At 66.6% G+C, this 18203-nt stretch carries 19 protein-coding genes; 2 read left to right on the top strand and 17 right to left on the bottom strand.

What is annotated here, in order from left to right; all coding sequences use genetic code 11:
• Positions 1 to 36 precede the first annotated feature (36 nt).
• A complete protein-coding gene (locus AUL28_RS11730; protein WP_082640413.1) occupies positions 37 to 825 on the top strand; it encodes a fatty acid desaturase in 789 nt (262 codons plus the stop codon).
• Positions 826 to 1176: 351 nt separating this feature from the next.
• Positions 1177 to 2133 (top strand): helix-turn-helix domain-containing protein, encoded by a 957-nt coding sequence (locus tag AUL28_RS11725; RefSeq protein ID WP_062232658.1) that lies wholly within the window; start codon positions 1177 to 1179, stop codon positions 2131 to 2133.
• A gap of 38 nt (positions 2134 to 2171) precedes the next feature.
• On the opposite strand, the gene AUL28_RS11720 is transcribed toward AUL28_RS11725, so the two are convergent.
• The 17 genes from AUL28_RS11720 to AUL28_RS11640 form a co-directional block, all read right to left on the bottom strand.
• Positions 2172 to 2816, bottom strand: coding sequence for a hypothetical protein (locus tag AUL28_RS11720; protein ID WP_058599763.1), 645 nt, complete (start codon positions 2814 to 2816; stop codon positions 2172 to 2174).
• A 150-nt stretch (positions 2817 to 2966) separates the two neighbouring features.
• Positions 2967 to 3902: a 2-hydroxyacid dehydrogenase gene (locus tag AUL28_RS11715; RefSeq protein WP_062232654.1), complete on the bottom strand. Its 936-nt coding sequence runs from the start codon at positions 3900 to 3902 to the stop codon at positions 2967 to 2969.
• An 8-nt stretch (positions 3903 to 3910) separates the two neighbouring features.
• Positions 3911 to 4642: an amino acid ABC transporter ATP-binding protein gene (locus AUL28_RS11710; RefSeq protein WP_019997525.1), complete on the bottom strand. Its 732-nt coding sequence runs from the start codon at positions 4640 to 4642 to the stop codon at positions 3911 to 3913.
• Complete coding sequence (locus AUL28_RS11705) at positions 4635 to 5282, bottom strand: amino acid ABC transporter permease (protein WP_062218931.1); 648 nt, start codon at positions 5280 to 5282, stop codon at positions 4635 to 4637. Before AUL28_RS11705 ends, AUL28_RS11710 begins: the two co-directional genes overlap by 8 nt.
• On the bottom strand, positions 5279 to 5983 hold the full coding sequence (locus AUL28_RS11700; RefSeq protein ID WP_062232651.1) for an amino acid ABC transporter permease: 705 nt from the start codon (positions 5981 to 5983) through the stop codon (positions 5279 to 5281). The genes AUL28_RS11705 and AUL28_RS11700 overlap by 4 nt, the downstream gene beginning before the upstream one ends.
• Positions 5984 to 6211: 228 nt before the next feature.
• Positions 6212 to 7003 (bottom strand): transporter substrate-binding domain-containing protein, encoded by a 792-nt coding sequence (locus tag AUL28_RS11695; RefSeq protein WP_244493504.1) that lies wholly within the window; start codon positions 7001 to 7003, stop codon positions 6212 to 6214.
• Positions 7004 to 7270: 267 nt separating this feature from the next.
• Positions 7271 to 8038, bottom strand: a complete 768-nt coding sequence (locus AUL28_RS11690; protein WP_058599769.1) for an SDR family oxidoreductase — start codon at positions 8036 to 8038, stop codon at positions 7271 to 7273.
• A 228-nt stretch (positions 8039 to 8266) separates the two neighbouring features.
• A complete protein-coding gene (locus AUL28_RS11685; protein ID WP_062232648.1) occupies positions 8267 to 9028 on the bottom strand; it encodes an SDR family oxidoreductase in 762 nt (253 codons plus the stop codon).
• Positions 9028 to 9912, bottom strand: a complete 885-nt coding sequence (locus AUL28_RS11680) for an NAD(P)-dependent oxidoreductase (RefSeq protein ID WP_062232645.1) — start codon at positions 9910 to 9912, stop codon at positions 9028 to 9030. Before AUL28_RS11680 ends, AUL28_RS11685 begins: the two co-directional genes overlap by 1 nt.
• An 11-nt stretch (positions 9913 to 9923) precedes the next feature.
• Entirely contained in the window at positions 9924 to 10952 is a 1029-nt protein-coding gene (locus tag AUL28_RS11675; protein WP_062232726.1) for a LacI family DNA-binding transcriptional regulator, read from the bottom strand.
• Positions 10953 to 11226: 274 nt separating this feature from the next.
• Positions 11227 to 11553 carry a hypothetical protein gene (locus AUL28_RS11670; protein ID WP_156419974.1) on the bottom strand — a complete coding sequence of 109 codons (327 nt, stop codon included), beginning with the start codon at positions 11551 to 11553 and terminating at the stop codon, positions 11227 to 11229.
• A 1-nt stretch (position 11554) separates the two neighbouring features.
• Positions 11555 to 12592: an L-idonate 5-dehydrogenase gene (locus AUL28_RS11665; RefSeq protein WP_062232642.1), complete on the bottom strand. Its 1038-nt coding sequence runs from the start codon at positions 12590 to 12592 to the stop codon at positions 11555 to 11557.
• Positions 12593 to 12693: 101 nt separating this feature from the next.
• A complete protein-coding gene (locus tag AUL28_RS11660; protein WP_062232639.1) occupies positions 12694 to 13608 on the bottom strand; it encodes an SMP-30/gluconolactonase/LRE family protein in 915 nt (304 codons plus the stop codon).
• A 7-nt stretch (positions 13609 to 13615) separates the two neighbouring features.
• Entirely contained in the window at positions 13616 to 13954 is a 339-nt protein-coding gene (locus AUL28_RS11655) for an antibiotic biosynthesis monooxygenase (protein WP_062232635.1), read from the bottom strand.
• A gap of 84 nt (positions 13955 to 14038) precedes the next feature.
• A complete protein-coding gene (locus AUL28_RS11650; RefSeq protein WP_062232632.1) occupies positions 14039 to 15139 on the bottom strand; it encodes an ABC transporter substrate-binding protein in 1101 nt (366 codons plus the stop codon).
• Between the two features lie 64 nt (positions 15140 to 15203).
• On the bottom strand, positions 15204 to 16220 hold the full coding sequence (locus AUL28_RS11645) for an ABC transporter permease (protein WP_062232629.1): 1017 nt from the start codon (positions 16218 to 16220) through the stop codon (positions 15204 to 15206).
• A 325-nt stretch (positions 16221 to 16545) separates the two neighbouring features.
• On the bottom strand, positions 16546 to 18051 hold the full coding sequence (locus tag AUL28_RS11640; protein ID WP_062232626.1) for a sugar ABC transporter ATP-binding protein: 1506 nt from the start codon (positions 18049 to 18051) through the stop codon (positions 16546 to 16548).
• Positions 18052 to 18203 lie beyond the last annotated feature (152 nt).

Genomic DNA, 18203 nt, shown 5'->3' with positions numbered 1-18203 from the left:
GTTTCCCGGGCGCGTGATCCTGTTAAGTTCCAACCCATGACCGATCTCCACATCCCCGCTGCTGCCGAGCGATCGGTGCCACGCCCGAGCGAATCCTCGCGCCCGGTGCTGCGCCCGTTTCAGGGCGTGATCGGCCTTGGCCTTGCGGCCTGCGTCTTCGTCTCGTGGATGTCGATCCACATCGCCGGCGTATTCTTTCTCGACCTCGGCTGGCGGACGGCGCCGCTGGTTCCCCTCATCATCGCCGTGCAATGCTGGTTGACGGTCGGGCTCTTCATCGTCGCGCATGACGCCATGCATGGTTCGCTCGTTCCGGGCTGGCCCCGGCTTAACGCAGCGATCGGCGCCTTCATCCTGACGATCTATGCGGGCTTTGCCTGGTCCAAGATCCGCGGCGCGCATATGGCCCATCACGACGCGCCCGGCACCGCCGACGACCCGGATTTCTGCGTCGATGAGCCGGAGCGCTTCTGGCCCTGGTTCCGAACCTTCTTCGCGCGCTATTTCGGGCGGCGCTCAATCCTCTTCGTCAGCACCGTCGTCACGATCTATATCCTCGTGCTGGGCGCGCCGGTCACGAATGTGGTGCTGTTCTACGGAATGCCGTCGCTTCTCTCCTCGCTCCAGCTCTTCTATTTCGGCACCTTTCGCCCGCATCGGCATGAAGAAAGCGGCTTCGTGGACCGGCACAATGCGCGGTCCAACGAGTTCGGCTATCTCGCCTCGCTCTTCTCCTGCTTCCATTTCGGATACCATCACGAGCACCACACACAGCCTTGGGTGCCTTGGTGGGCGCTGCCGTCGCAGCGGCGGCAAGGGACGTAGAGAGACCCTGACGACGGGCGGGCCCCACGGCGGCCCGGTGCGTCGTCCTCAGGCTCCTCCCCAATTTGGCGTGTGTTCAAAGCGGGCACAGATGCGTTTGGCAAGACCGTTAGCCAGCCAATAAAACCCGCACCTTCCCAAACGGCCGTCTTCGATTTTCTACGCTCGGGAACGCAGACCAGCCCGGATCATTTGGAAGCCGTCGGTCTTTCACCTCCGCGTGAAAATAACGACGCGTGGCGCTTGATCCAAGACCAGTCTTCGGATCGATCGAGCGCGATTGATATGTACGATTCGCGGCCCCCATCTGGCGGATCGCAAGTCTTCAACCCTGTTTCTCGATCGGCCTTGATGCGTTCCGTCGATTTCACGACCAACAGCGTCAGGCCCAAGGAACGCTACGAGGCCTGGCGGGAACGGCCCTGGCCGAGCTACGCCCATATTCTACGAACCGACCGACCAGCTGGCGACTTCTACTCTCATTCGCGGACGTTCCATCTCGGACTACTTGAGTTCATGGACACGCGCATGGCGGGCCAGAACTATGAGCGCACCGACCCGATGATTCAGGGCGATGGGTTCAACGTGGTGACCCTGGCGCTCGTCCTCGAAGGGCGCTTCCACGGCGAAACGGCCGTTTCGCCTTTCCGGGGCGCGGCGAGAAGCGTCCTGATCGGCGATATGAGCCTTCCCTTCAGCCAGTCCTTCACCAATGCCCGCGTCATCAGCTTGAGCTTTCGGCGGGCGACGATCGAGAGTCTGGTGCCGCGCGTCGAGACGCTGCACGGCCTCGTGCTGACGGGCCGCGACGCCGAACCGCTGGTGCGTCAGGTGCTCCACGATCTCGACCATCTCGGGGCGATGGATGACGAGGCTGGCCTCGCCATTGGTGAGCGGCTGACCGGAACGTTCCTGTCGTGTCTGGGTCAGTCGGAGATCTGCACCCTGTCCGAGGATGCCGCCAAGCGGCGACTCCGGACGGAGATCCGCTGGATTCTCGAACAACGCTACCGCGACCCCGATCTCGATGTGGAGCGGATCGCGACGCTGGCGCGCGTTTCCCGCGCCACCTTGTATCGCGCCTTCAAGGACACGAACGGGATCGCGGCGGCCTTGATGGCTCTGCGCCTGCGCAAAGCGGCCGCCGCCTTGCAGGACCCTCACGACCGACGCCTGATTGCCGAGATCGCCTATAGTGTCGGCTTCACGCGGAGCGACACGTTCAGCAGCGCGTTCCGCGCCGCCTACGGATGCAGCGCTCGCGAGTGGCGTCATCAGGCGAGTACGAGCCGAAAGCGCGAGGACTGATCCGCCCCCGCGCGGATCAGGCGCCAATCGGTCGCGGATCAGGCAGGGCGATCCACCAGACCCAGCGCCTGCGCCAGAACGCCCATGTCGTGCCCGGACAGGACGGAGGACCGCTTGATGTGCTGTTCGCGCAGGTTCGGAATGAACATCTGCCAGGCCTCGCCTTCGCCCAGCATATTGGGCACCTTGAAGCCGGCCAGCGCTTCCTTCTGGTTCATCTTCTTGACGCGCGCAAGCACGTTCGCGCCGGTGAATGTGTTCTTGTCGTCGCCCCAACCCGGCGTGTAGATCGTCTGACTGAACTTGGGCATCGGCGCGAACGTGCCCCAGAAGACGCGCGCATCGTCCAGAAGTTCGACCTGCACGTAATTGTCGAGATCGTTCCAGTCGAGGCAGACGCAGGACATGAGCCGCACCATGGCCGACATATCCATTTTGCGGCTCTTGGCCTGCTGAAACCGGCCGAGCGCGCCCTCCTTGTCGTCCAGAAACGGCTTCACGGCCGACCACCAGGGCGTCACCCCGCCATCGTCGCCGGCCGCCGCCACGCCGGCGGTCATTTTGAAAAGAAGCGTTCCCTTGGGAACCGTCACGACCCGGTATTTCTTGAAACCCGCTCTTTGCGATGTCTTGATATACTTATCATCGAAGAAATGATGGGAGCCCATTCCAGGATTGATCATGTCGTTCCCTCGCACATTGCGCGAAGAGTATCATCTCCCGTTGGGGGAGCGTCCCAGAGTTTTTGGTTCAACGTCTCACAGGCTTGGGGCCGGTTTACCAAAGGAGACAGACGGCCGGTCCGTCAGGGCCGCCCCGTCGCCCGGCCGTCGTCAGACGAGCGCGGTCGGCATCTCGCGGCCCGCGAAATGCGCGTCGAGATTGGCGAGCACGAGATCGGCCATGGCTTGGCGCGTTTCGTGTGTGGCGCTCGCCATGTGGGGCGTCAGCACGACGTTGGGCAGCGTGAAGAAGCGCTCGGGCACGCGCGGCTCGTCGGCGAAGACATCGAGCGCCGCGCCGGCGATGCGGCCCTGCTCCAGCGCGTCCAGGAGCGCTGGCTCGTCCACCAGCGAGCCGCGCGCGACGTTGACGAGGACGCCCTTGGGGCCGAGCGCGTCCAAGACCTGCGCGTCGATGATATTGCGCGTCTCGGGCGAGGCGGAGGCGGCGACGACGAGCACGTCGGCCCAGCCGGCGAGGTCCGCGACTGTGTCGAAGCGGGGATAGGGCGTTTCCACCGCGCTGCGGCTGGCATAGGCGATCTCGGCGTCGAAGCCTTCCAGCCGGCGCGCGATGGCCTGCCCGATCCGGCCAAAGCCGAAAATGCCGTATCTGCGGCGCGAGACCTTGGAGCCGAGCGGCAGATCGCCCGAGGGCCAGCGACCGGCGCGCACATGCTCATGCCCGCGCGGGATCTGGCGGAGCGCCGAGACGATCAGGCCGATGGCGAGGTCGGCCACATCCTCGGTCAGGACATCGGGCGTGTTGGACACGCGCACCCCGCGCCGCTTGGCCTCGGTGAGGTCCACCTTGTCGAAGCCGACGCCGTTGATCGCGACGATTTCGAGCGCCGGCAGCCGAGCGGCAAGCTCGGCCGGAATGCCGATATGCCCGCCCGTGACGACGCCGCGCAGGCGCTCGGCGTGCTCGCCCAAGAACGCGTCGGGATCACCGGCCTCGAAGAAGCGGTGGACGGTGAAGCGCTCGTTCAGCGCCTTTTCCAGCGCGGGCATGAGCGGACAGAGTTGCAGGATGTTGGCGGTCATGGAAGGGCTCACTTCACATCGGAGCGCACGAACTGCGCCAGTTCGGGGGTCTTGGGGTTCTCGAAAAGCTCGCGCGAGGGGCCGGCCTCGTGGATGCGGCCCTGATGCATGAAGACGGTCGTGTTGGCGACGCGCCGGGCAAAGCCCATTTCATGCGTGACGAGGAGCATGGTCATGCCGCCGCGCGCCAATTGCTCCATGACGGCGAGCACCTCGCCCGTCAGCTCGGGGTCGAGCGCCGAGGTCACTTCGTCGAAGAGCATGACCTTGGGCCGCATGGCGAGCGAACGGGCGATGGCGACGCGCTGCTGCTGGCCGCCCGAAAGCTCGTCCGGGTAGGCGTCGAACTTCTCGGACAGGCCGACCAGCGCCAGCACCTCCTCGGCGGTGGCGCGGCTTTCGCCCTTCGCCACGTCCTTCACAATGCGCGGAGCCAGCATGATGTTCTGGCCGACGCTCAAGTGCGGAAAGAGATTGTAGCTCTGGAAGACGATACCGACGTCGCGGCGCAGGGCGCGCAAGGCCGCCTTGTCGGTGCCGACCTTGTGCCCGGCGATCTCGATGGAGCCGGCATTGATCTTTTCCAGCCCGTTGACGCAGCGAAGCAGCGTGGACTTGCCCGAGCCCGAGCGCCCGATCAGCGCCGTGACCTCGCCGCGCCCGACCTCCAGATTGATGCCTTTGAGCACCTCCACCGCGCCGAAGCTCTTGCGCACGTCCCGAATGGCGACCTCAGGCATGGAACCTCCTTTCCAGCCGCCGGGACAGGAGCGACAGCGGATAACAGACGATGAAGTAAAGCGCGGCGACCACCAGAAAGACCCGGAAGGGCTGGAAGGTCGCGTTGTTGACGAGCTGGCCGGCGCGGGCGAGTTCCACAAAGCCGATCAGCGAGGCGATCGAGGTGTTCTTGACCACCTGCACGGCAAAACCCACCGTGGAGGGCAGGGACAGGCGCACGGCCTGCGGCAGGATCACGTAGCGATATTGCTGGACCCGCGTCATGGCGAGCGACTCGGAGGCTTCCCATTGCTGCTTGGCGACGGACTGGATCGAGCCACGCCAGATTTCAGCGAGATAGGCCGAGGCATAGACCGTCATCGAAATACCGGCGGCGATCAGTGGCGGCAGGCGGAAGCCGAGCAGCGCCAGCCCGTAGAAGGACAGGAACAGGATCATCAGAACGGGAATGCCCTGAATGACCTGGATATAGAGCCCCGCCAGAAAGCGCAGCCAGCGCAGCGTCGAGGCTCTGGCGAGCGCCAGGAAGAAGCCGACGAGACCGCCGCCGGCGAGCGCGAGAGCCGTCAGGATCAGCGTCCACTGGAGGGATTCGATTAGAAACAGGAATTCGGACGGACCGAAGGAGCGGAAGATCATGCCGATGCCTCCACCACGGGCTTGAGCGCGCGCCGAGCCGTTCGCCGACCGAAGAGCCAGAGCCCGACAAGGGCGAGGATGCCGCGCAGGATGAGGGCGAGCACGAGATAGAGCGCGGTCACCGCCAGATAGACTTCGAAGGAGCGATAGCTCTGCGACTGGACGAAGGAGGCCGCCGCCGTCAGCTCGTTCACCGAGATGGCCGAACAGATCGAGGTCGCCAGCATCATCAGCACGAATTGCGACGAGAGGGCCGGATAGACCTTCTGAAGCGCGGGGATGAGGATGACATAACGGAAGATCTGAAATTGCGTGAAGCCCAGCGCCTCGCCCGCCTCGATCTGGCTCTTATGGACGGCCTCGATCCCGGCGCGGATGATCTCGGTGGAATAGGCCGCGAGATTGATCGTCACCCCGATCAGCGCCGCCGTGATGGCGCTGACGCGCACGCCCCCGGCGGGAAGGCCGAAATAGATGATGAAGAGCTGCACCAGAAAGGGCGTGTTGCGGATCAGTTCGACATAGGCGTCGATGAGGATGCGAACGGGCCGCCCGGCGACCGAGCGCAGCGAGGCGAAGAGAATGCCGAAGGCCGTGCCGCAGAGAATGGCAAAGGCGGAAATCTGGACGGTGAGCCACAGGCCCGCCAGAAGCTGGCTCTGATATTGCGCCAGCACGCCGAACTGGAACGTGTAATTCATGGGACAAACCCCGCGCGAAGGACAGGGGACGCCGGCTTGACCCAAGCCGGCGCCGGGCTCGCTCTAGAGACTGTTTCGAAAGTTCTCCGGGTCGGCTCGCCGGCGCTTTTCGTCCGTGCCTTCGTTGCCATCCTCGCCGATGCCGCCGGCATCGACTGCGTTTAGCGCCTTGGCTCGAACCGGAAATCTTGTCGCCGATCCTCCGCCGGGAACTTCCAAAACAATCTCTCAGAAAGCCGGGAGCGTGGGCGGCAGCGGGTCGCCGGTCCATTTCACGGCGATCTTGTCGAGTTCGCCCGAGACCTTCATCAGGTAGATCGAGGTGTTGAGATATTGCAGCAGCTCGAAATCGCCCGGCTGCACCGCCATGGAATTGCCTTGGCGGAAGAAGGTGAAGCCGATCTGCAAGCCCGCCTGCGGAGCCTGCCGCAGAAGCCCTTGAGCGACCGTGGAGGGCAGCGCCGTCGCGTCCACCTGCCCCGCGACGAGGGCCTGGGCGGAGGTGGAATCGTCCTCGAAGACGACGATCTCCAGCCCTTCCACATTGGCGCGGCGCAGCGCCGTTTCCTGCGAGGAGCCGCGATTGACCGCGACGCGCTTGCCCTTCAACTGATCGAGGCTTTCGAACTTCTCGTTCGGGCCGGACACGATCACCATGTTGAAGGCCGAATAGGGCGAGGTAAACATAACGGATTTGGCGCGCTCGCCCGTCGGCGCGAGGGTCGCGACGAGGAAGTCCACCTGCCCCGTCTGGAGCGCGGGAATGCGCGCGGGCGGCGTCAGCGGCACCAGCTCCACCGGCATTCCGAGATATTGGCCGATCTGGTTGGCGACATCGACATCGTAGCCGCTCGGATTGCCGCGTTCGTCGATCATGCCCATGGGCGGAGCGCCGGTGAGAACGCCGATCTTCACCGTGCCGCGACCTTGAATGTCGGCGAGCGTCACGGCCTCGGCCGAACCCGGCATCGCCGCCGTCAGAGTGGCCACGGCGAGCGATCCGAGGAACGCCGCCTTCATCACGGCGCGTCGTGTCGTGTTGGTCATACCCATGCCTCCCATGGCATTTCGAGAAAGGATCGACTGCGACCGGGCGGCCTCCCAGCGGCCCGGCGCATGATGTCAGAGACTGTTTCGGAAGTTCCCGGCGGAGGATCGGCGCGGGATTTTCGGTTCGTGCCAAGGCGCCAAACGCAGTCGATGCCGGCGGCATCGGCGAGGATTGGCAACGAAAGCACGGACGAAAAGCACCGCCGATCCGACCCGGCGAACGTTCGAAATAGTCTCTTAGAGCGTGGCGAGCACCCCGCCATCGACATAGACGATCTGCCCGTTGACGAAGGTCGCAGCGTCGGAAGCGAGGAAGATGCAGGCGCCCTGCAACTCCTCCACCTTGCCCCAGCGGCCCGTCGGCGTGCGGATCTTGAGCCATTCGGTGAACTTCGGATCGTCCACCAGCGCCTGGTTCAGCGGCGTTTCGAAATAGCCGGGGCCGATCGCGTTGATCTGCAGCCCGTGGCGCGCCCAGTCGGTGCACATGCCCTTGGTGAGGTTGAGCACCGCGCCCTTGGTGGCGGTGTAGGGCGCGATGGAATAGCGCGCGGCCTGCGCTTGAAGGCTGGCGATGTTGATGATGCGCCCGCGCTTGCGGGCGATCATGTGCTTGGCGACCGCCTGGCCGACGAAGAAGACCGAGTCCACATTGGCCCGCATGATCTCGGACCAGGTTTCGGCCGGATAGTCTTCCAGCGGGGCGCGGCGCTGGATGCCGGCATTGTTGACGAGAATGTCGATCGGCCCGATCTCGGCCTCTATGCGGTCGACCCCGGCCTTGACGGCGGCGTGATCGGTCACATCGAAGACGCTCGTCTCAACCGCAATGCCCTCAGCTCGCAGGCGCTCGGCCGCCGCGTCGAGCTTCGCGCCGTCGCGCCCGTTCAGCACGACGCGCGCCCCCGCGCGGCCGAGCCCTTCGGCCAGCGAATAGCCGATGCCCTGGCCCGAGCCCGTGACGAGGGCCGTGCGGCCGGAGAGATCGAAAAGCTTCAGGGACATGATTCCCCCTTCCCATGCCGATTCAATGTACATGATACCGATAACACAGCAAGCGGACTCACGCGAGCGTGATCGTTCTGCCGTGATTCAGGCCTGCGGCCAGCCGTGATGGCAGACGCCCTCGCGGTCGAGCCTGGGGACCGTGTGCGCGCCGAAGAGATCGGCGGTGAGCCCCCTCGGAGCGAAACTCTCCTCCGTTTCGCTTCGAAACATCAGCCGCTCGAAACCTCAGCCGCGCCCGACGAAGGGCATGTCGGACGCCATCACCGTCATCTGGAAGATATTGGCTTCCGGCGGTAGCGAGGCCATGAGGACGATGCTGCGCGCGACATTCTCCATCGCCATGACCGGCTCGGGCGCGATGCCGCCATGGGCCTGAAGGACGCCTCCCCCCATGCGGCTCGTCATGTCGGAGGCGACATTGCCGATGTCGATCTGCCCGACCGCGATGTTATGCGCGCGCCCGTCGAGCGAGCCCGACTTGGTGAGGCCGCTCACGCCATGCTTGGTGGCGGTGTAGGGCGCGGAATGGGGCCGGGGTACCTGCGAGGAGATCGAGCCGTTGTTGACGATGCGCCCGCCCCCCGGCTCCTGCCGCTTCATGACGCGGAAGGCCTCGCGCATACACAGAAACACGCCCGTCAGATTGGCCGAGACGACGCGCGTCCATTCCGCCACGGGCAGTTCATCGATCGGCACGGCGGATGTGTTGGTGCCGGCATTGTTGAACACGAAATCGACGCGCCCGAACGTTTCGACTACCCTGTCGAACAGGGCGGCCACATCGCCTTCCACGGTCACATCGGTCGGCACCACCAGCGTTTCGGCCCCGCCCGCCAGCGCGGCCGTTTCCTCCAGCGCCTCGCGCCGCCGCCCGGCCAGGACGACGCGCCAGCCCTCCGCTGCCAGGGCCAGCGCGGAGGCGCGCCCGATGCCGCTGCCCGCGCCCGTGACGATCGCGACGCCGCGCGGTTGAGAGACCTGTGCCATCAGGGGGCCTTTCCGAAATCGAAGAGTTTCATATAGGCCGCGCTGTCCTCGTGGCCGATGCCGGCGGCCACCATCATGCGGTGCAGATCGGCGACGAGGTTGGTGAGCGGCATCGGCGTGCGCAGGCCCATGGAGAAGCGCTGCGTGGCTTCGAGATCCTTCAGCATATTGTCGATCCGCCCCGTCGGCGTCAGGTCGAAGCGGGCCATCTTGCCCATGAACTCCTGCAGGATGCGGCTGTCGGCGCGCCCGCCCGCGAGCGCTGCGGGAATGCGCTGGGCATCGACGCCGGCATCCAAGGCCAAGCGCGTGGCTTCGGCTACGGCCATGAAATTGCAGGCGCAGAGCACCTGATTGATGAGCTTGGTCGTCTGCCCCGCGCTTGACGGGCCCATATGGGTCATGTTGGCGGCGACCGCCGAGAGAACGTGCCTCGCGCGCTCCACCTCTTCGGCCTCGCCGCCCATCATCAGCGTCAGCCGGCCCTCGGTGGCCGCCGGCGCGCCGCCCGAAAGCGGCGCGTCCACCCAGCCGAGCCCCGTCTCGGCGCGCAGGCGCTCAGCCATCGCGGCGGTGGCCTTGGGATCGGTGGAGGACATGTCAATCAGGAGCACGCCGCCCCGCGCATGGGCGGCGAGCCCGTCCGCGCCGAAGACGACGGCCTCCACGATCTCGGCCGTGTTGAGGCTAAGGATCACGACGTCTGAGGCCTCCATCAGCGCCTCGGCGCTGTCGGCGACGGTAGCGCCCTTGGCCGCCAGCGGCGCGGTCTTCTCCGCATCGCGGTCACGCACGGTGACGCGGTGCCCCGTTTGGAGGAAGCGGCCCGCGATGGCGCTGCCCATCACGCCCACTCCGACGATGCCGATCCGCGTTTGGCTCATGATGGTCTCTTTCAGATTGTGGAGTTCGAACGCTGGCGCGGCGCGGCGGTGGTGCCGCGCGGCACGACCTCGATGCCGAGATCGATGGAGGGCGGCCGGTCCGCGCCCCGCCCTTCGAAGAGATCGCGCAGAAGCTGCCCGGTCTCCTTGCCGATGCCCTTGGCATCGACCCGGATGGTCGAGATCGCCGGCTCGCATTCGCGCCCCAGCTCGAAATCGCCGAAGCCCATGAGGCTGATGCGGCCGGGCACGTCGATGCCCTGGCGGCGGCATTCCATCAGCGCGCCGAAGGCCGAACCGTCCGACACCGCGAAGACGCCCTCGACGCCAGGCTTATCGCGCAGCAGGAGCTTCATCGCCGCCGCGCCGTGCGCGTAGGAGACCGGGGCCGAGCCATGGCGCAGGATCAGGCCGGTCTCGATGCCCTCCTCCCGCAGCACGGCCGCAAAGCCCTGCAGGCGCGCCTCGCCGCGTGCGTCGCGCATATCGCCTTCCGCCTCCGAGCCGATGGCCGCGATATGGCGCAGACCCAGCGAGAGCAAATGGCGCGCGGCGGCGCGGCCCGCCTCGAAATTGGAGAAGCCGACCGCGCGGTCGAGCGGAGCCGAGGGCGCGTCCCAGATTTCCACCACCGGAATGCCGGCATTGGTCAGCATCCGCCGCGTCGAGGCCGTGTGCAGCGTGCCGGCGACGACGATGCCCTGCGGGCGGCGCGCCAGAAGCGAGCGCACCAGCCGCTCCTCTTCGCCCGCCTGATAGAGCGTGTAGCCGATCAGAAGCTGATAGCTCTGCCCCAAGGCTTCCGCGAGCCCCTGCGCCGTGTCGGCGAAGTTGGAATTGGTAAGCGTCGGCAGGATCAGACCGACGAAATTGGTGCGCCGCGAGGAGAGCGAGCCGGCGACGAGATCGGGCACATAGCCGAGCTGGTCCACCGCGCGCATGACGCGCTCGCGCGTTTCCGGCGCGACGATGGACGGATCGGCCAGCACCCGGCTCACCGTCATGGTGGAAACGCCCGCGAGCTTGGAGACATCCCGCATCGTCGGCTTGGAGCCGGAGGCGGACCCTTGCGCGTCGCTGCGCCGCGCTTTCGCACCGGGCGCGGCCGGGGCGCGGCGATGGCCGGCCGTGGCCTCGCCCGTGGCCTCGCCGGCATCGGACGCCCCTCGCCGCGCTTCCGTCTCCAGGGGCGGGGATCGGTTCGGGGTCTGGACCTCGGCCTCTCGGCCAGCCTTCTTGTGTCGGGCCATGGTCATCTTCTTTCGCTCGGTCGATCCGCGCGTTCGAGCGTGGCTCGGCATCGTTTGCGGTCTCTCAGGCGAGACGCCGGTAGACCACATGGCGCAGCGTGCCGTCGAACAGCGTCATCAGCTTTTCCATCACCGGCGCGCCGCGTGCCCGCACGGGCGAGGCTTCCGCCTCCGCCACGGCCTCAGCCGACGGGTAGTCGATCTCCTGCACCAGAACGAGCGCGGGCGCGCCGTCCTCGCGCCGCTCGGTGCGGAGCACGCGCACGGCCAAGGCGTTCGGCATGTCCCGCCAGACCGGCATCAGCTCGGCCATGACGAGGTCGTAGAAGGCCTCCTCGCAGCCGGGGCGGATCGTGCCTTCGAACAGGGCGCTGCGCGTGTGGATGCTCATCTCAGAAATGCAGGTGGACCTTGATGGCGCGCTTGCGATCGGCCGCCATCTCGAAGGCTTGGCTGAGATCGCTCATCGGCATCTCGGCCGACATGACCGGCTTCACGTCGATCCGGTCGTTGGCCAGCCAGTCCACCGCCGTGTGGAACTCCTCGCAGAATCGGAAGGCGCCGACGAGGTCGATCTCCTGCGCCATCAGCATGTTGACGGACACGCCCACCTCGCCCGGTGGCATCATGCCGAGCTGGACGATGCGCCCGCCCGGACGGATGGCGCGCACCAGGGAGCCGAGCGCGGGCGGCGCGCCGGTCGCCTCAAAGCCGATATCGAACGTGCCTTTGTTGGCTTCGAAGGCGGCGAGGCGCTCGGGCGAGGTCGCGACATTGATCGTTTCGTCCGCGCCGGCCTGCCGAGCCAGCGCCAGCGGCTCGTCCACGAGGTCGGTGACCGCGACGAAGCTCGCGCCGGCATGGCGCACGGCCAGCGTCAGCAACATGCCGATGGGCCCCGCGCCAGTGATGAGAACGCGCTTGCCCAAGAGATCGCCCGCGCGGGTCAGACCATGGATCGCGACCGACAGAGGCTCGGCGAGCGCGGCCTTGGCCAGCGGCATGTCCGGGGGCACCGGCACGGCCTGATCGGCGCGGCAGGTGAAGCGCTCGGCAAAGCCGCCCTGCACATGCGGAAACATCGCCGCCGAGCCGAAGAAGCGCATGTTGCGGCAGAGATTGGAGCGCCCGGCGCGGCAATAGTCGCAATGGAGGCAGGGCCGGCTCGGGTTGACCGCGACACGCTGGCCGATGGCCAGACCCGACACGCCCTCGCCCAGCGCCTCGATCTCGCCGGCCACCTCATGACCGAGCACCAGCGGCTCGCGCAGCGCGAAGTCGCCGACGCGGCCCTTGCCCCAGTAGGAGAGGTCCGATCCGCAGATGCCGCCCGCGCCGAAGCGCACGAGAACGTCGCCCGGCGCGAGATCAGGTTCGGGGCGCTCGTCGAGGCGTAGGTCCTTGGCGGCGTGGATCACGGCGGCGCGCATGGGTTCGGTCTCCTCCGTGCGACCGTTACGGGCCGCTTCGTCACTGTTATCGGTAACAAAACTGAATGGATTTGGAAAGGGTTGTTTGCCTGGGTGGCGGCTCAATCCCGCCAGCCATCCCCATGCGCGTTGACATAGATCGCATAGAGCGAAGTCTGCGCGGTGATATAGAGCCGGTTCTTCTTTGGCCCGCCGAAGCAGAGATTGGAGACCATCTCTTCCACCGGGATCGAGCCGATATGCGTGCCATCGGGCGCATAGACGCAGACGGCATCGGCGTTGGAGGCCCAGATATTGCCGTTCGTATCAGTGCGGAACCCGTCGAAGAAGCCATTGGGCGAGCGCGCGAAGAGACGCCCCTCCCCCACCGTGCGCCCGTCCACCATGGGATAGGCGCGGATCACCGGCTCGCAGGCGGGATCGTGGGTCTTGCCCGTGTCGGAGACATAGAGGATCGATTCATCGGGCGAGAAGCAGAGCCCGTTCGGCTTCAGCATGTCGGTGATCACGGCCGTCAACTCGCCCGTCGCGGGGTCCAGCCGATAGACGTTGGACGCGCCGATCTCGGACGGGGCGCGGTGGCCCTCGTAGTGGAAGTCGATGCCATAGGTCGGGTCGGAGAACCAGACCGTGCCGTCGCGCTTCACCACCACATCGTTGGGCGAGTTGAGGCGCTTGCCCTCCCAATGCGAGACAAGGTTTCGCCAGACGCCGTCATGATCGAGCCGCGAGATGCGCCGCCCACCATGCTCGCAGGCGACGATGCGGCCCTCGGCGTCCAGCGTATGCCCGTTGTGGTAGCCGCAGGGGCCCTCGAAGACCGAGACCGAGCCGTCGCACTCGTCGAAGCGCATCACCCGGTCGTTCGGAATGTCCGACCAGAGCACGGATTTGGCCGAGGGGACATGCACCGGCCCTTCCACCCAGCGCCCGCCCGTCCAGAGTTTCTCCAGCTTGGCATGGCCGATGAAGAGGGCGCGGAAGCGGTCGTCGTGGACGATATAGGTCTCACTCATCTCAGGCTCAGTCTGTCTGCAGGGCGTAGTCGTCGGCGCGGAAGACGGTGTGGAAGATGTCGCCCTCGTAAAGATCCAGCAAGCCCTTCGTCACCTCGCGGGACTCGTAGCGCACGTCGGAGGCGAGCGCCGTCTCGATCGCCTCGCGCGAGGCGTAGCGGACCTGCAGCACCATCTCGAAATGCGGGTCGGCGACATCGGCCTCCTCCTGCCGGAGGACGCGTACTTCCTCCGCGCCCGGAAAGCGCGTCCAGAGCGGCACGAGCTTCTCGCGCACATAGGCGGTGAATTCGGCCTCGTGGCCCGGCTTGGCGCGGCCACGAAAAAAGGCGCAACGGATGAACATGGCTTGGGTCTCGTCGGATCGATCGGGAAGGGAGCCCCGCCGCGAAGGAGGCGCGCGGCGGGGCGGGCATGGCGGCTATGCCGCTTACTTCACGCCCCAGATCGTCTTGTAGGCGTCGCGATAGCCGTTGTCGGGGTCGAAGGCGTTGCTCGGGCCGCCGTCGAACTCGATATTGGCCTTGGTGACGATGTGGAGCGGCGAGACGTAGCCGGACCAGGGCTGGCCCGCGAAGGCGCGGTTCAGCTCGTCCACCAGCTGCCAGCCCTGAAGCTTCAGGGGCTCGGCGACCGTGACGGCTTGATACTGGCCGGAGCGGATGCGCTGATAGGCCGATTCCGAACCGTCGCCCGCCGCGACATTCACCGGCTTGCCGTCGCCCGCAATGCCCGCCGCCGCCAGCGAAGGGCCCATGAAGTCGAAATAGAGATCGTTGATCGCGAGCGAGTGCGTCCAGGCATCGCCATGGCGCTGGAGCAGCGAGGTGGTGAGCTGCGGCATCCGGGTGGAGGTCTCGGCGATGGGCGTATCGACATATTCGACCACCGTGCCGCCGAGCTTCTCGATCTCGGCCTTCATCGCGTCGGCCTTGGCGATGGCCACCGCGTAAGTGCTGTCGGTGAAGATCACGACGCCCGGCTTGCCCTTGGCATCGACATAGGCCCAGTCGGCGGCGGCTTTCGCCACCTGCATCGGGTCGGTGGTCACATTGGCGAAGACGCCTGCTGCCGGCACGGGGCCGACTTCCGGCGCGGTGTGCCAGGCGACGATCGGGATCTTGGCGTTCTTGGCCTGCTCCAGCCCCGCCTGCTGCTCCACCGCGTCGAAGCCGGCGACGACGATCCCGTCCGGGTTCAGCGCGATGCCCTGTCCCACCGCCGCCGTGCGGCCCGAGATGGAGCCCGCGCCGTCGATCGTGCGGACCGTCCAGCCGGCGGCCTTGGCCGCTTCCTCGATGCCCGAGACCACGCCGAGAATGCCACCGTTCTTCATGTCGCCGGCCAGAACCACGATGGTCTTGTCCTTGGCGATCTTCGGGCCGGATGTCGGCCCGTCCCATTTCGTCACCTTGGAAGCGTATTTGTCCACCGTCGCCTTGGCGTCCGCCATCGCATCGGCGCGCGCGGCCGGCGCGGCCGCGATCATGAGGGCACCGCCGAGGAGCAGCGCGGAGAGAAGCGTCTTCATATGGGTTTCCTCCCGATTATGTCTTGTCGTGGCCCGTCCGTTTCCTCCCGGCGGGCCGGTTTCGTTACTTCGCGCCGCGCCGGCGCTGGGCGTAGGCGGCGATGCCGATGGCGACGAGCAGCGTCATGCCGTTGAACAGGGGCTCGACATAGAAGGAGCCGCCGAACTGCTGGATGCCTGAAATGCCGACCGCGAGCACGATCACGCCGACCACCGTGCCCCAGACATTGACGCGGCCGGGCTTGATCGTGGTCGAGCCGAGAAACGCGCCGACGAGGGCCGGCAGGAGATATTCGAGCCCGACGCTCGCCTGCCCGATGCGCAGCTTGGAGGCCAGCAGCACGCCCGTCAGCGCCGTCAGGAAGCCGGAGGCGACGAAGGTGGCCATGGTGAAGCGGCGCACGGGAATGCCGTTCAGCGCGGCGGCCTTGGGGTTGGCGCCGATGGCGTAGAGGTAGCGACCGACTGGCGTATATTCGAGAACGAGCCAGAGGAAGATCGCCAGCCCTAAGACATAGAAACCACCGATCGGAAGCCCGAAGATCATGGTGCCGTTCAGCGCCAGAAAACCTTCAGGCAAGGGCGCGACGACCTGCCGACCGCCCGTGTACCAGAGCGCCAGCGCATATAGCACCGTGCCCATGCCGAGCGTCGCGATGAAACTGTCGATCTGCGCGACCTCGACCAGAAGCCCGTTGAGCAGGCCGACCAGAGCGCCGAGCGCCAGCACGATCAGCACCGCGACCGGCCAGGGAATGCCGAAGGCGGTTTGCAGCGAGATCGCCAGAATATGCCAGAGCACGATGCCGTAGCCGACCGTCAGGTCGATCTTGCCCGCCGTCATCGGGATCATGGCGGCGAGCGCGAGGAGCGCGATGATCGACTTGTCCGAGACGATGGAGCGCAGGTTCAGGAGGGTCGGGAAGGTGCGCGGCAGGAGGATCGCGAACAGGAGGATCAGCGCCAGCGTCAGGATCGGCAGGCCGTAGACCGGCAGAAGGCGCATCGCCGCCTGACCGGGCGACAGGCCGCGCATTTCGGCGCGCGTCGGCTCCAGCGCGTTGGATTTGATGGAATTCATGAAGCGTCTCCCGCGTGCGCCAGGGCTGTTGGGACCTCGCGGCCGGTAGGCGGCGAGGGAGTGTGAAGATCGCACGACGCGCTCGCGCTCTGCGGGCGCGCCGGCGGGCATGAGGGATGCGGCCGGATCGATCCGGCCTTCGCGCGCCTCCTGAGAGACGGTCTGGACTCATGGCCGGGTCGGATCGTCCTGGCCTTCCGCTGCCGGCGGTCGCTGCCGGCAACGCATATTCTTGGCCGTCCTCTGCCCGCCGCCGGTTTCAGGGCGCGGCGCGAAGTCGGTTAGGCAGACGGCTCGGCGAGCACGGGAGCCGGCAGATTGGGTCTCAGGCGGCTTCCGAAGCGCTGGCGGCGGCGATGACGCGCTCGGTCGTCACAGCCTCACCGTTCAGCTCCGCGATGATTGCGCCGCGATTGAAGACGAGCGCGCGGTGGCAGAGCGTCGCCACCTCCTCGAAATCGGTGGAGACCACGAGCACGGCGAGGCCGGCGGCGACCGCCGCTTCCACGAGGCGATAGATTTCGGCCTTGGCCCCGACATCGACGCCCGCCGTCGGGTCTTCGAGGATCAGGAGCCGGCGGCCGGTTTCCAGCCAGCGGCCGACGATGACCTTCTGCTGATTGCCGCCCGACAGCCCCTCGATGGCCAGATCCGGGTCGTTGGGGCGAAGGCCGATGCGCCGGCCCAGCTCACGCGCGGCCTGGCTCTCACTTGCCGGCGAACGGAAGGACAGAAGCTTGCGGCCGAACGCGCCGGGATTGAGAAAAGCATTCTCGCGCACCGACAGGGCGGCCGCGACAGATTCTTCCGCCCGGTCCCGCGCCACGAGGCCGATGCCGCTTTCGAGCGCGGCGCGCATGGAGGAAAGATCGGGCGCCGCGCCATCGATCGTGACCGCGCCCGAATGCGCCTGCGCCCCGAACAGCGCGCGCCCCACAGCCTCCTGCCCCGCGCCGCGCAGGCCGACCAGCCCGAGGATCTCGCCCTGGCGGATGTCGAAATCGACCGGCCCCGCCCCCGCTGTCGTGAGGCCACGCACCGTCACGCGGGCCTTCGCTTCCGCCGGCGCGGGCAGTTTCTCGTAGAGCTTCAGCGAGCCGGTGCCGACGATCTGCGCGATGAGATCAGCCGGCGTCAGGTCGGCGATGCGCCCCTCCCCCGCCAGCGCGCCGTCGCGCAGCACCACGGCGCGGTCGGCGACGCGGAAGATTTCGTCCAGCCGGTGCGAGACATAGATGACGCCGACGCCCCCTGCCGCGAGCCGGCGCACTGCGCCCATCAGCTTCTCCACCTCGTCGGCGGGAAGGCTGGCGGTCGGCTCGTCGAGCACGAGGAATTCGCAGTCCGTGGCGAGCGCGCGCGCGATTGCGACCAGAGATTTTTCGGTGCGCGACAGGGAGGACACGCGCGTGTCCGGGTCGAAGTCGCAGCCGAGCCGCGCCAACGCCTCGATAGCCTGAGCCCGCACGCCCGCCCAATCGACCAGCCCGCGCTTGCCCCCGCCGCGCCTTGGATAGCCGTTGGCCATGGCGACGTTCTCGGCGATCGTCATCCATTCGATCAGGCCGAGATCCTGATGCACGAAGGCGACGGCGCGCCGCGCGCCCGCCGACCCCTCGCTCTCATGGGCATAGGGCGTTCCGTCGATGGCGATGCGCCCGGTATCGGCCTTGTGGATGCCCCCTAAGATTTTGATGATGGTGGACTTGCCCGCGCCGTTCTCGCCGAGCAGCGCCACGACCTCGCCGGACCGCACGGAAAAGCTGACGCCCTTCAGCGCCTGCGTCCCGCCGAAACGCTTGGCGACCCCTTCGAACCGAAGCTCGCTCATGACAACCTCCCAATCATCATGGCGTGATGTTACCGATAACTTTGTGGCTGTCAATCCATATCCGGCGTGGCGTGTCGTCCCTTCTCGACGCGACCGCAAGGGGATGGACGGCGCGGCATGTCACCGGATGGAGACTCGATCAGGGGTGGACG

Origin of the sequence: Aureimonas sp. N4, from assembly GCF_001463925.1 — a bacterium.
GTDB classification, from domain to species: Bacteria; Pseudomonadota; Alphaproteobacteria; order Rhizobiales; family Rhizobiaceae; genus Aureimonas; species Aureimonas ureilytica_A.
This window is presented reverse-complemented; position numbering and strand designations above follow the sequence as displayed.